Origin of the sequence: Psychrobacter sp. Ps1 (genome assembly GCF_022129425.1) — a bacterium.
Classification (GTDB): Bacteria; Pseudomonadota; Gammaproteobacteria; order Pseudomonadales; family Moraxellaceae; genus Psychrobacter.
This window is the reverse complement of record NZ_JADQAN010000018.1, coordinates 1-13,256: the sequence shown is the minus strand read 5'-3', so window position 1 is coordinate 13,256 and position 13,256 is coordinate 1. Positions and strand designations below refer to the sequence as shown.

The window sequence follows — 13,256 nt, the reverse complement described above, 5'->3', positions numbered from 1 at the left end:
TTTTTGTTTCAGGTATGATGAAACTTTATCGTTATAACAACCTCATTTTCTTAACATTACCTTAGCATCGATACTCATAAATGCGTATCGTGTTTGTAGGACTTTTCTTTTATAATGAGTAACGATTTTTTATTGAAATGGTCAAGTGGGTGTTGTATTGATGACACATCTTACGTTATGCGTTGATATTCTTAGATAAATTGGTATTAACCATGACGGGTCAATTGATGCCGCAAAGACAGTTTTATCGGGCAGCCATATGTCTGAGTGACGTTAGCGCCGCAAGTCTATTATTCAGTTGTTAAGCTAATGATGCCCTGAGATAAGCCACTAAAAGTTTAGGAGTAGGTATGCAAGAGCAAGACAATCAAACGCCAGTTATTGATGGTAATACTGTGAATGCTGACGCACCAGTAGCGACAGAGACCGCAACGCTAGATAAAGTAGAACCAGTCGTAGCGCCAGTTTCCGCGGAACCTGAAGTCGAACGCGAATCAATGGAGTTCGATGTCATCATTGTTGGCGGTGGACCTGCAGGTCTGTCTGCTGCCATACGTTTGCGTCAGCTCGCTATTGAAGCTGGTAATGATGAGTTTATGGTTTGTGTGGTCGAAAAAGGCTCTGAGTTTGGTGCCCATACGTTGTCTGGTGCAGTCATCGAGCCACGCGCTCTAAATGAGCTGATTCCTGACTGGAAAGAAAAAGGCGCACCGCTTAACGTGCCAGCGACAGAAGATCGTTTTTATTATCTAAACTCTGCCACACGCTCAACTAAAGTGCCTGACTCTTTAATTCCAGGTCCAATGCACAACGATGGCAACTATATTGTCTCGCTAGGTAATGTCGTTCGTTGGTTAGCCGTACAGGCAGAAGAGCTTGAAGTTATGATGTTCCCAGGCTTCCCTGCCGATGACATCTTATACAACGACGACGGTTCGGTCAGAGGTGTGTTAACGGGTGATATGGGTGTGGCCGCCAATGGTGAAGCCAAGCCAAGTTTTGAGCCTGGTTATGAGCTCCTTGCCAAATATACTATTTTTGCCGAAGGTAGCCGTGGGCATTTAGGCAAACGCTTAATCAGCCGTTTTGATCTAGATAAAGATTCTGATCCTCAGCATTATGGTATCGGTCTAAAAGAGCTATGGGAAGTTGAGCCTGAAAAGCATGAGCAAGGCGTTGTCATGCATGGTCTTGGTTGGCCATTAACTGAAACTGGCTCTACTGGTGGCTGGTGGTTATACTTTGATGAAAACAACCAAGTAAGCTTTGGTCTTGTAGCAGATCTGTCTTACCACAACCCTTACGTGTCTCCATTTGATGAAATGCAGCGCTTAAAAACACATCCTGTTATCAAAAACGTTTTAGAAGGCGGTAAGCGTATTTCTTACGGCGCACGTGCGTTGACCAAAGGTGGTCTAAACTCACTACCGAAGTTCACCTTCCCAGGTGGCGTGTTGGTAGGTGATGATGCTGGTTTCTTAAACCCAGCAAAAATCAAAGGTACACATACCTCAATGAAGTCAGGCATGCTCGCAGCCGAAGCTATCTTTGAGGCGCTGCAAGCTGAACGCCAGCATGATGAAGTGGTTGCTTATAGCACAATGTATAAAGAGTCATGGTTGTATCAAGATAACTATGAGTCGCGCAACTTCTCACCTGCGATTCACCGTATGGGTCTGTTCATGGGCGGCGCTTTCACCTTTATCGAGCACAACTTGTTAAAAGGTAAAATGCCATTCACTTTGCATGACAATATCCCAGATTACGATCAGTTGGAGCGTGCTAATCATGCTTATCAACCAACTTATCTTAAGCCTGATGGTAAGCTGGTATTTGACAAGTTATCGTCAGTATTTATCTCTAACACCAACCATGCAGAAGATCAGCCAACGCATCTAAAACTTACTGATCCAACGGTACCTATCTCAATCAACTTACCGTTGTACGCTGAGCCTGCACGTTTATACTGCCCAGCGGGTGTGTATGAAGTGGTCAAAGACGCTGAAGGCGCTAAGTTTGTCATCAATGCGCAGAACTGCGTGCATTGTAAGACCTGTGATATTAAAGACCCTTCACAGAACATCACTTGGGTAACGCCAGAAGGTGGCGGTGGTCCTAACTACCCAAACATGTAAATCAGGATAATTCTGATTTAATCTGGTACAGTTAATATCATTAAAACTGTGCTCCAATAAAAACCGCCTTTCTCTTAAGAAGAGAAAGGCGGTTTTTTAATGCTTAGAACAAGCTATTTTTACCAATTAATGCTGCTTAATCTGTCCAAGCATCACGGTTGGCTTCATCTCTGAGTTTTACAAAGTTATCAGGATCAAACTTAATCTGATCACCTGTTTTACCCTCTTTTACCTGACGCTCATAGTCACGTAGTATTCTTAGCGCTACAGGAGACAAGAGCAAAATTGTGACTAAGTTGACCAAGGCCATCAGACCCATAGACAAGTCAGCGAAGTTCCATATAGCAGGTAGGCTAGCAACAGACCCAATAAATACCATACCTAACACTAGGAAGCGGAAAACCATAATCATTACTTTGGCGTTTTTGGCACCAGAGATAAATTCAAGATTTGACTCACCGTAGCTATAGTTGGCGATGATAGACGTAAATGAGAAGAAGAAAATCGCAATCGCCACGAACACCACACCTAGGTCACCCACATACTGTGATAAGGCTAGCTGGGTTAACTGAATACCTTCTTGCTCGACATTAGGGTCGACCACGCCAGACAAGATAATGATCGACGCCGTCGCGGTACAAATGATAAGGGTATCCATAAATACACCTAGCATCTGCATAAAACCTTGCACTGCTGGATGATCAGGATGACTCTTTGCCGTTGCTGCAGCATTCGGCGCTGAACCCATACCTGCTTCGTTAGAAAACAAGCCACGTTTGATACCGTTAATCATTGCCTGCGCAATACCATAACCGATGACACCGCCTGCTGCCTGCTCAAAGCCAAATGCTGATTTTACAATCAACGCGATCGCTGCTGGGAATTGACTGAAATTAGTCACGATAATGAATAGCGCTAGCAAGATGTACAAGATAGCCATCACTGGTACGATTTTACCTGCGATACGAGCTACTGAGCGTAAACCACCGAATACCACTGGCGCTACCAGTACTACCAATACCAAACCTGTCATCCACGTTGGCACACCAAAGGCTTCGTTGGTCGCTTGAGCGATGGTATTGGATTGTACGCCATTAAATGCCAAACCAAAGGCCACTAACAAACATAATGAGAAAAACACGGCAAGCCAGCGCTTGCCTAGACCTTTTTCGATGTAATAAGCAGGGCCACCGCGGTACACATTATCGTTGTGCGGTACTTTATATGCCTGTGCTAAGGTTGACTCGATAAAGCTGGTCGACATACCGACCAGTGCCGTCATCCACATCCAGAATACAGCACCTGGTCCACCCAAATAGATGGCAATTGCCACACCTGCCAAGTTACCAGTACCAACACGCGCGGCCAGCGACGTCATCAATGCTTCAAATGAGCTAATACCACCATCTTTGCGTCCTTGGTTGGACACGCGTAGCAACTTCCACATATGACCAAAATGACGAAACTGAATAAAACGTGTCACGACGGTGAAGTAAAGACCCGCACCAATTAGTAAGAACATCAGTAATCCATACCAAGGGTTACTAGCAATCAGCCAATCGTTGTTACCCCAGATAATACCGACACCATAATTTACGATGTTATTAAACCAACCTACTATCCCTTCGTTCATATGGGCTCCTTATTCATTCTTTATACGCGTTACTTAAATTTCATATCGATATCATATTTTGATTGCCATGGACTATATAAGCCTCTGTGCAAAATACCTGATACCAAAAAGACACGTGCATGATATAGATATTGAGCGACATGCGACCATCACGTTTACTTATCGACTTTATATAGTTATTTTTAAAATAAATAATGCTTATGTTTCATCTTATATAGAATAGATTAAGTGATAATTTAATCGTATAAATTACTCGGTTGCCGTAACGTTAGGTTCTTTAATAAATATTTAGCAAACTAATTTTTAGTAATTTACTTATTATTTATGCGTAGTAGTTTGCAATTATCTTTATTAAACCGTGCTAATATAAATTCTATATCCGTTTAGACTGTTTTATGGTTATCGAGGCTATTAATCAGTACAAGAAGCACAACAGGTTAGCGTGTTAAAAAGATTAAAACTCTTGTCAGGAAGACGAGATTGTTAAAAAGACACTGGATAGTCCACCCTTCTGTCTTCCTCAAGAAACGTTATTTTTGCCATTCGATGGTTTAGGTCAATACGATGCTTAAATAGTTAACTACTTTTATTTGAAGTAGAGAATTACCGAGCATTAAACGTACTATCACGCATCATCGTTTTCACTATATAAAGCAGTACCTGACTATTTTTTATACTTTTCGTGGTAAGAAATAATCGCAGTTCTTTTTATATGGTTGATATTTTTTAGGTAAGACAAAAGGAGTTGTCCTATGGAAAACCACAACGATCCATCTGGATATTGGCGCGCCAATATTCGTCTCATTCTCGGCAGCTTGGTTGTTTGGGCGCTATGCTCATATGGCTTTGGTATCTTGTTTCGTCCATTGTTAGCTGGTATCAAAATCGGTGGTACTGATCTGGGCTTTTGGTTTGCTCAGCAAGGATCCATTGGTATATTTATCATCCTAATTTTCTTTTACGCTTGGCGTATGAATAAGTTAGACAAACAATATGGCGTAGACGAGGAATAGCCCCATGAGTCAATTTGTAATTAATCTTATTTTTGTGGGTCTATCCTTCGCTCTCTATTTCGGTATCGCGATTTGGGCTCGTGCTGGTTCAACCAGTGAATTTTATGTTGCTGGTGGTGGTGTCCATCCGGTCGTTAACGGTATGGCAACAGCTGCTGACTGGATGAGTGCGGCGTCATTTATCTCAATGGCAGGTCTTATTGCTGCTAGTGGTTATGGCGCTTCTACCTATTTGATGGGTTGGACTGGCGGTTACGTTCTGCTAGCGATGCTTTTAGCGCCTTATTTACGTAAGTTCGGTAAGTTCACGGTTCCTGATTTTATCGGCGATCGTTTTTACTCAAAAACGGCTGCTATGATTGCTGTGGTCTGTTTGATTACCGCATCGACCACTTACGTTATCGGTCAGATGACCGGTGCTGGTGTTGCATTCTCGCGCTTCTTAGAAGTTGAGAGTAGTACTGGTCTTATCATTGCGGCTATTGTTGTCTTCTTCTATGCCGTACTTGGTGGTATGAAAGGGATTACCTATACGCAGGTTGCACAGTATGTGGTTCTGATGATTGCCTATACTATTCCTGCTGTCTTTATTTCACTTGAGTTGACCGGTAACCCGATTCCAGGCCTTGGTTTGTTTTCAAACCATGTCGAGTCAGGTGTCCCTATTTTGACTAAGCTTAACCAAGTTGTGACTGACTTAGGATTTGCCTCTTATACGGCTGATGTTCCTAACAAGCTAAACATGGTGCTATTTACCTTGACGCTAATGATCGGTACAGCAGGTCTACCACACGTTATCATTCGTTTTTTCACTGTACCTAAAGTGGCTGATGCACGTTGGACAGCAGGTTGGACACTGGTATTTATCTCGCTACTATACTTTACTGCTCCAGCAGTAGGTGCTATGGCTCGTCTAAACCTAATTGACACCGTTTACCCACAAGGGGTTGCAGAAGCGCCTCTAGAATATGATCAACGTCCAGACTGGATGATGACATGGGAAGAAACAGGTCTTATCAAGTATAACGATCTAAACAATGATGGTCGTATTCAGTTGTACAGTGATAGTGGGTTAGGTGCTGCTCAGATCGCCCTCAATACTGCTCAAACTGACGGTGGCGATGTTGCTGCAGCAACTGCAGCGGTAGAAACCGCTCGTATTGCACATGATGCAGAGCTTGATGGTCGTTTTGCTAACGCTGGATGGGCAGGTAACGAGCTTGATGTTAACGCTGATATCTTAGTTCTAGCGAATCCAGAAATTGCACAGCTTCCACCATGGGTTATTGGTCTGATTGCTGCAGGTGGTTTGGCAGCAGCACTATCAACCGCTGCAGGCCTACTGCTCGCAATTTCATCAGCCATCAGTCATGACTTAATCAAACGTAACTTAAACCCAGATATCACTGATAAACAAGAGCTAAAATATGCTCGTATCACTATGGGTGTGGCGATTGTAGTAGCAACTTACTTAGGTATGAATCCGCCAGGGTTTGCCGCACAGGTCGTAGCACTGGCCTTCGGTATTGCTGCCTCTTCATTGTTCCCTGTGTTAATGATGGGTATTTTCTCTAAACGCATCAACAATCTTGGCGCTATCGCTGGTATGTTGACTGGTTTAATAGTCGTTCTTGTCTATATCTTTATGTTCAAAGGTTGGTTCTTCATCAGTGGTACAGCGAACTTCCCTGATACTGAAGAGTACTGGTTATTTGGTATCTCACCACTATCATTTGGTGCAGTTGGTGCATTGCTTAACTTCATCGTAGCATTCGCTGTATCTTATGCTACTGCGCCACCACCAGCACATATTCAGGAGCTGGTTGAGAGCGTACGTTCTCCACGTGGCGCTGGCGGTGCAGTCGACCACTAAGCTCACAACTGAGGATATATCTTCTGTTACTATATATCACTCACAGGCAGTAGCTGCTTGTGGGTGATTTTTTTATCCTATAGCTATAATAACTAAATTTTAGATTTTTACTTTATCTAATAGGTTCAATTAGACACATCTAACGCATTAAGGAATATTTTATGCTTTTTGAGTTTATCGCTACCATCGCTGCCGCATTTGGTATGGCTGGACTAGCACTTATCATAACTCACCTCAGCAAACTGGCAGGCAAACGTGCACCTAAATGGCTGATTCCCTTATTTGCTGCTATTGGGATGTTTGCATTTCAGATAAACCAGGAATACAGCTGGTATGGTCAACAAGTGCGAGATCTGCCAGAAGGCGTAGAAGTTGTCAAAACAGCAGAAAGCACGGAATGGTTTCGCCCATGGTCTTATGTTAAACCACAAGTCTTGCGCTTTATTGCGGCAGATACGGGCAATGCTAGCATGCATGCTGACAATCCAGATATGCATTTAGTTAATTTGTATTTGTTTGAAAGACGCAGAAGCGTGCAGAAGATTTTACAGGTAATAGATTGCACTACACCTGCCCGAGCAGACTACGTAATACCAGAAAAAGGTAACACACTGACGGTGAATGAACATGTTAAACAGACCACTGCGTGGCGAGAGCTGACTACAGACGATCCTTTATTTATCAAAATCTGTACTGATGAAATCGTCTGATCCTATAACGCTTAGTACGGTTATGATTATGCTGGTTCATTAAATACTGACATCCAGTTGCTTTTAATAGCGTTGAGAAGCGGCTGAATAAGTATGCTTTGAATTAGCTCCTAGGAGTAGCCCAGCGCACAAGCCACCAAAATGTGCCGCAAATGAGATACCTTGTTGCGGCATCAATCCTTGCTTAATGGTCAGCCAATAGCCAGTTCCCATAACAATACAAGCAATCAGATAACCCCAGCGCCGCGCAAATATAGCCCCGCCTATCATATAACCTAACATTGCAAAACAAAGTCCTGATGCGCCAATATGAATAGAAGATGGCGACCCTATAACCCAAGTGACCAGTCCCGAGGCAACCACCAGTTTAATCACCGTGCTATAAGCATTCTTCTCAAACAGTCCAAACAAAAACAAAATCTGTAATAGCGTCACCGTATTGCCAGTCAAATGTGACAAATTGCCATGCATGGTCCATGAAGCAAACACCCCTATAATACTACCCACATCTAAAGCACGCGGTACGATGCCAAAGATGTTCCACATACCAAATAGGGCCACTTCATTTAGAAAAAACATGCCCCACATCGGTATAAGCACAAAAGCATACAGCCCAATGACCTGCTTTATTCGTACTACAATCAAATTAAGCAATTGCTGCCAATTCATATACCATCCTATCCTTATTACCTAGATTTTTTATGCCTACTTAATGATTTACAGCAAATAGTGGGTGCACAGCAGGTTTGAACGACAACAGTGATGCATCTTCATCAACAGTGAGATAGTTGTCACCATGCAATAATGACGTCGAATGATACGGAACCAAGGCCGTAGGAATAAACCGACGTGCTGCATCAATGTGCTTGATTGAATCATCAAAGAAGATATGCGGCGCAAATGTTCTGAGTACTGCTGTTTTCTCTAATCCTCCCAAAAAAAACGCCATATCAACATTCACTCCCCACTCTCGCAATGTCTTAATAGCACGCAAGTCAGCTGGTGCATTGCGCGCGGTCACCAGCGCAATTTTTATTGGTGAGTATTTTAGACCAGCAGGTAGGCGCTCTTGCAGATTTGACAATTTAATTAACAATTCAGCATAAGGGCCTTTTTCAATCGGCAAATCACGCATTTGTACTTCACGATCATGAAAGGCTCGCAGCCCTTTTTGTTTGTATAGCAGTTCACCTGAATCATCAAAAAGCACTGCATCCCCATCAAAGGCAATACGCAGCTGCTCAGTATCCAGCTCATAAGTATTCACAGGCGTAGCGTCTAGTATGGCACAGGCACAGATATTGGCATCCGCAACTTGCTGGGCATCGTCGCGATTGGTGGTCAAGAACAGATCAACATTAAAGTCTTTGATATAAGGCGCAACAGGGCTACCTGAAATAAAAGCAGAACGGGAGATATTGATATCATGTTCTAGAATTGCATTAAGCACCTGAATACCAGTGTCTGGGCTGCTTTTTGAGACAATCACGACTTCGACCAATGGTGTTTCAATGTCTGAATCTCGTCCATCACTATTATCAGAATACTTATTTAGGTTTAGTAACGCTTTAATCAGCGGATAACCTGCACCGATATTCAAGGGATCATTTTCACGCTCGGTCATGTACTCCCTAAACTCTTTTATAGCATTTGTAGGTCGTTGCTCTAGCAGCTTTAGCAAATAGTTTTCTGATTCAGTCAAATCAAAAAGTGCCGTCGCAGAAATTGCGACGATGAGCGTATTACTAAAATCGACAGCCATGACTATCTCTACTTATAAAGTTATATAGGAAAATGAATGAAAACCAGTTTACTACATTCATAAGCCTTTATAACACTAAGAAAAGTTACCATCACGCAGTGTCATAGATTGTGAGTTTCTAAAATATCCTTCTCTTAATTCTTAGTCAAAATATCAGACACTAAAAAAGCCACACTGCTGCGTAAGCAATATGGCTTCATACAATAACTTATAAGCTATGGTTTAAGTTTCAGTTTATATTCCGCTACCCCAACAGCACAAGCGAGATGGCAGGGAACATCACCAAGATAACCAAACGGATTACATCAGAGACAATGAATGGAGCCACCCCGCGGAACATATCACTCAGCTTAATGTGCGGTGCCATCGCCTTAATCACAAAGATATTCATCCCCATCGGCGGCGTAATCAAACCAAGCTCCACCGTCAATACCGCAATGATGCCAAACCAGACTGGATCAAACCCTAACGCTAGAATGATTGGATATACCACGGGAATGGTGATTACTAGCATTGCTAACGCATCCATGAACAGTCCTAATAGGAAGTACATGAACAGGATACAGATCAGCACAATCATTGGACTGACCGCCAACCCACCGATCCAAGATGCCAGCGTATAAGACAAGCGTGAGACTGAGATAAAATACCCCAATGCCTCTGCACCCAATAGCATAAAGAACACCACTGCAGAGAGTGCTAGCGTCTCAATCAATGACTGCTTAAGACCATCTAGACGCATGCCTTTAGCAAAGGCATAAGCCCATGAGACAAACGCTCCTACTGCGGCGCCTTCTGTTGGAGTAAATAACCCAAAGAAGATACCGGCAATAATCACAATAAAGATAAAGCTAAATGGTATCAGACCCGTTAGTGACAGTAGCTTGGCTTTCCACGTGGTTTTCTCACCACGTTTTGCTAAATGTGGTTTCCAGCGTACCATCACCATGACGGTAAGTGAGTACATCACCATACCGAGCATACCCGGTAGGAACCCAGCGATGAACATGTCACCTACTGACTGCTGGGTTAAGATGGCATAGACCAGTAGCGCAATACTGGGCGGAATCATAATACCAAGCGTACCACCAGCAGCTAAAATACCGCAGGCAAAGCCTGGCTGATAGCCGTACTTCTCCATTTGCGGTAACGCCACTTTGGTCATGGTGGAGGCAGTGGCGAGTGATGAGCCTGAGATAGAGGCAAAGATACCGGATGAACCGATACCTGCAATACCAAGACTCCCCCTCACCCCGCCAAATATAGTTCGGGTGGCTTCAAAGAGTTTACCTGCCATGCCGGAGTGAGTTGCAAACACGCCCATCAGAATAAATAAGGGAATGGCACTAAAGTCATACTTTGCTAAGACATCAACTGGGATGTCTTTGAGCATTTGCAGAGCACCACTAAGCGCGGTGACCGCACCAAAACCGACTAAGCCCACCCCTAACATGGCAAGTGCGACGGGTACGCGTAAGACGACAAGCAGGATCATGACAACTAGGCCAATCGCACCGATAATTTCTGGACTCATGCGCCTGTCTCCTCGGCGTCAAAGAATTCGCCTGTCTTAAATATGTTAATAGATTCGATCAATGAGCGTATGGCTAGAAAAGCACTTAACAAGGCACTGATCAGGTAGATAGGCATCATAGAGAGTCTTAAGTCTTGGGTAACTTTCCCAAACTCCATAGCGTCAATGGCGCTCTCGTAGAGTCCCCATGAGAAGACGATGCCGATGACGAAGAAGCCCAGCATAAAGATAGCCATGAGGTAGCCCTTTATAGATTGGGGCATTTTCTGGGTGAAGACGTCGACGATGATTTGTGAGCGTTCAACGAAGGCAGCAAAGGCAGCTAGTAATGCAAATAGCATGAAGTAGGAGACGATCTCTACACTGCCTTTGACGGTAAAGCCAAACTCACCACCGGTGAGTTTGAATATGTAGCGCGCGCTGACGTCGAGCATGGTGGTTAGTACGATGATGATGAGACTGATCCCACCGATAAATTGGCATAATCTAGAGATTAAGACGCTGAGCTTGACTAAAAATGCCATGTGACACCTCCAATAGGTTAAACCTTACAGGCAGCACTGGCAGCTTTTGCTTTTTCATAGACACTATCAGCATCCAACCCCAAAGCATTAACATCCTTTAGATATTTTTGTGTTCCTCTTTCAAGTGGCCCTTTCCAGTCTGGATCATTTAATGGATCAGGAATTTCGATAATTTCATCACCTTTATCTTTAGCAGCTTGAATTGCCATTTGGTCATGTTTATCAAACACTTCACCGACCTTATTAGCTAATGCCATCCCTGAGTTTTTATCCAAAACTTGTTTTAGATCATCAGGTAAGTTGTCATATTTGTCCTTATTCATCGTGACCATAAGCGCTGAGCTATAGAAAGGAATATTGGTATGATACTTGGTAATCTCATCAATTTTAAATGCTGTTACTGCTTCCCAAGGGAAACTCAAACCATCAACAACGCCGCGCTGTAACGAGGTATACATATCATTAGCAGGTAAACCTACTGGCGAAGCACCAGCGCTTTCAATAATATCACCAGCAACAGCTGAAGGACGGCGAATACGCATACCTTTCATGTCTTCAGGTGTTCGAATTAGCTTATCAGTTGTATGAAGCGCCCCAGGTCCAGCCCCGTACATAAATAATAAATGTGAGTCTTCGTATTCACCTGCTAAAGTACCGTCATCATATAAGGTCTGTAGCATACAGCCCATTTGGGTTGCTGAATTTGATAAACCTGGAAGTTCAGTGATCTGAGTCAAAGGAAAGCGACCGTTGGTATAACCATGCGCTTGTGAACCGATATCGATCGTACCTTTGGCAGCAGATTCATAAGTAACGTCTGCTTTAGCAAGACCCGCTGATGGATACAGCTCAACTTTTAGACGGCCGTCAGAATCTGTTTCTATCTGTTTTGCCCAAGGCTCGAAGACTTCTTTACTGATAGATGAGGTTGCTGGCCAAAAATGTGAAAACCTTAGTACGGTAGTTTCTTGAGAAGTAGCTGATGAACCATCAGTCGTATCAGCAGACTGGTTAGAACAGCCAAGAAGGCTAATAGCGGCTAAAGCACCAATTGAAAAAAGAGGAGCTAACTTCATTATCAATTCCTTTTGATAATTATGAGAATAAGAGTAAGGTATTACGAGCAGACAATTTGACTCATCCTAGATTAAATTGGCTACAAGGTTTAGATATATTTTTTACATACCTGTAATAAAAGTACAGTTTAAAATTAGCAGCTATAATGATAGAAGTCAAATCATTTTGAGCAGATTATGAAGGGTATATTCATATTATAGATATATTTCTGATACTTGAATTGTCTATATAGATAATAGTAAAAATTAAGCAGACTAAAATAATTTCTCATAAAAAAGCTCTCAGCCTGTTATCCAGTTGAGAGCTTTTTTGTGTAAATATTTTATGAGCTTATAGAAGCTGCTCTAGGCAGTTATACAAATAATAATAGTAATAAAGCGCTACTCTTCCATCTGCCACTTATCATTTACCCACACAGCATCGTTATCGTCTAAATGTACATGCCATTCTGCATCAGTTATCGCAAGGCGAATCTGAGTCAAACATTGTAGCCAATGTTCTAGGGTATACATAAGATTTTCTACATCCATACTAGCAGGCAGCTTTGTAGCTCCTGCTAATATGACCTCTGACTCACTGTCATCATATGCATAGAGATCAAAAGTCTCCGCATCATCTGCATGCTCAAAATTTTCATTATAGTCATCGACTATTGACGCAATCTTTTCTTGCTCCTGTTGAGTCAAAAGAGTAGAACGTTCAGCAGTATAGTAGAGTGAAACGCCCATAATGTGCTCCAAAATAAATGACAGATAGTAGATTCTAGAAGTGAATAAATAGTATCACATCAAATTGGTAAGTAGGAAGGTTTGAGTTTTGACCGAAATATCTAGCGCTAAACTTTCTGACATCGAGCACTGGCACCAAATATAATTATTTTACTGAATGAGATTGGCGGCTGTTAATCTAAGAATTATTACCAAACTGCTGACAAAGAAAAGCCCCCAACGCGTTAGCGAAGGGGGCTTTATCTAGAATAGAGAGCTGACGATGAC

At 42.7% G+C, this 13,256-nt stretch carries 11 protein-coding genes; 4 read left to right on the top strand and 7 right to left on the bottom strand.

Annotated elements, in window-relative coordinates:
- The first annotated feature begins 497 nt into the window (after positions 1-497).
- Positions 498-2,135 (top strand): electron transfer flavoprotein-ubiquinone oxidoreductase, encoded by a 1,638-nt coding sequence (locus I3249_RS09865; RefSeq protein ID WP_201579865.1) that lies wholly within the window; start codon positions 498-500, stop codon positions 2,133-2,135.
- Between the two features lie 136 nt (positions 2,136-2,271).
- Here the strand turns inward: I3249_RS09865 and I3249_RS09860 are convergent, their stop codons facing one another.
- Positions 2,272-3,768, bottom strand: coding sequence for an alanine/glycine:cation symporter family protein (locus tag I3249_RS09860; protein ID WP_238069816.1), 1,497 nt, complete (start codon positions 3,766-3,768; stop codon positions 2,272-2,274).
- Between the two features lie 752 nt (positions 3,769-4,520).
- Here I3249_RS09860 and I3249_RS09855 point away from each other — a divergent pair.
- The 3 genes from I3249_RS09855 to I3249_RS09845 all read left to right on the top strand — a co-directional run bounded on the left by I3249_RS09855 (position 4,521) and on the right by I3249_RS09845 (position 7,364).
- Positions 4,521-4,781, top strand: a complete 261-nt coding sequence (locus tag I3249_RS09855) for a DUF4212 domain-containing protein (RefSeq protein WP_101205298.1) — start codon at positions 4,521-4,523, stop codon at positions 4,779-4,781.
- 4 nt (positions 4,782-4,785) lie between these two features.
- On the top strand, positions 4,786-6,654 hold the full coding sequence (locus I3249_RS09850) for a sodium:solute symporter family protein (protein ID WP_238069815.1): 1,869 nt from the start codon (positions 4,786-4,788) through the stop codon (positions 6,652-6,654).
- Positions 6,655-6,815: 161 nt separating this feature from the next.
- Positions 6,816-7,364 carry a hypothetical protein gene (locus tag I3249_RS09845; protein ID WP_238050710.1) on the top strand — a complete coding sequence of 183 codons (549 nt, stop codon included), beginning with the start codon at positions 6,816-6,818 and terminating at the stop codon, positions 7,362-7,364.
- A gap of 63 nt (positions 7,365-7,427) precedes the next feature.
- On the opposite strand, the gene I3249_RS09840 is transcribed toward I3249_RS09845, so the two are convergent.
- From I3249_RS09840 to I3249_RS09815, 6 genes are all read right to left on the bottom strand, one after another.
- Entirely contained in the window at positions 7,428-8,033 is a 606-nt protein-coding gene (locus I3249_RS09840) for a rhomboid family intramembrane serine protease (RefSeq protein WP_238069814.1), read from the bottom strand.
- Positions 8,034-8,073: 40 nt separating this feature from the next.
- Positions 8,074-9,126 (bottom strand): 5'-nucleotidase, encoded by a 1,053-nt coding sequence (locus tag I3249_RS09835; protein WP_238069813.1) that lies wholly within the window; start codon positions 9,124-9,126, stop codon positions 8,074-8,076.
- A gap of 244 nt (positions 9,127-9,370) precedes the next feature.
- Positions 9,371-10,660, bottom strand: a complete 1,290-nt coding sequence (locus I3249_RS09830) for a TRAP transporter large permease (protein ID WP_238069812.1) — start codon at positions 10,658-10,660, stop codon at positions 9,371-9,373.
- Complete coding sequence (locus I3249_RS09825; protein ID WP_201508194.1) at positions 10,657-11,184, bottom strand: TRAP transporter small permease subunit; 528 nt, start codon at positions 11,182-11,184, stop codon at positions 10,657-10,659. The genes I3249_RS09830 and I3249_RS09825 overlap by 4 nt, the downstream gene beginning before the upstream one ends.
- A 17-nt stretch (positions 11,185-11,201) precedes the next feature.
- Positions 11,202-12,260, bottom strand: a complete 1,059-nt coding sequence (locus tag I3249_RS09820) for a TRAP transporter substrate-binding protein (RefSeq protein ID WP_102093490.1) — start codon at positions 12,258-12,260, stop codon at positions 11,202-11,204.
- A 381-nt stretch (positions 12,261-12,641) separates the two neighbouring features.
- Positions 12,642-12,989, bottom strand: a complete 348-nt coding sequence (locus tag I3249_RS09815) for a hypothetical protein (RefSeq protein ID WP_238069811.1) — start codon at positions 12,987-12,989, stop codon at positions 12,642-12,644.
- Between the last annotated feature and the right edge of the window lie 267 nt (positions 12,990-13,256).

Excerpts from the sequence above, each read along its gene's own strand:
- I3249_RS09865 (WP_201579865.1), top strand. The coding sequence starts at position 498 with ATGGAGTTCGATGTCATCATTGTTGGCGGTGGACCTGCAGGTCTGTCT.
- I3249_RS09860 (WP_238069816.1), bottom strand. The coding sequence starts at position 3,768 with ATGAACGAAGGGATAGTAGGTTGGTTTAATAACATCGTAAATTATGGT.
- I3249_RS09855 (WP_101205298.1), top strand. The coding sequence starts at position 4,521 with ATGGAAAACCACAACGATCCATCTGGATATTGGCGCGCCAATATTCGT.
- I3249_RS09850 (WP_238069815.1), top strand. The coding sequence starts at position 4,786 with ATGAGTCAATTTGTAATTAATCTTATTTTTGTGGGTCTATCCTTCGCT.
- I3249_RS09845 (WP_238050710.1), top strand. The coding sequence starts at position 6,816 with ATGCTTTTTGAGTTTATCGCTACCATCGCTGCCGCATTTGGTATGGCT.
- I3249_RS09840 (WP_238069814.1), bottom strand. The coding sequence starts at position 8,033 with ATGAATTGGCAGCAATTGCTTAATTTGATTGTAGTACGAATAAAGCAG.
- I3249_RS09835 (WP_238069813.1), bottom strand. The coding sequence starts at position 9,126 with ATGGCTGTCGATTTTAGTAATACGCTCATCGTCGCAATTTCTGCGACG.
- I3249_RS09830 (WP_238069812.1), bottom strand. The coding sequence starts at position 10,660 with ATGAGTCCAGAAATTATCGGTGCGATTGGCCTAGTTGTCATGATCCTG.
- I3249_RS09825 (WP_201508194.1), bottom strand. The coding sequence starts at position 11,184 with ATGGCATTTTTAGTCAAGCTCAGCGTCTTAATCTCTAGATTATGCCAA.
- I3249_RS09820 (WP_102093490.1), bottom strand. The coding sequence starts at position 12,260 with ATGAAGTTAGCTCCTCTTTTTTCAATTGGTGCTTTAGCCGCTATTAGC.
- I3249_RS09815 (WP_238069811.1), bottom strand. The coding sequence starts at position 12,989 with ATGGGCGTTTCACTCTACTATACTGCTGAACGTTCTACTCTTTTGACT.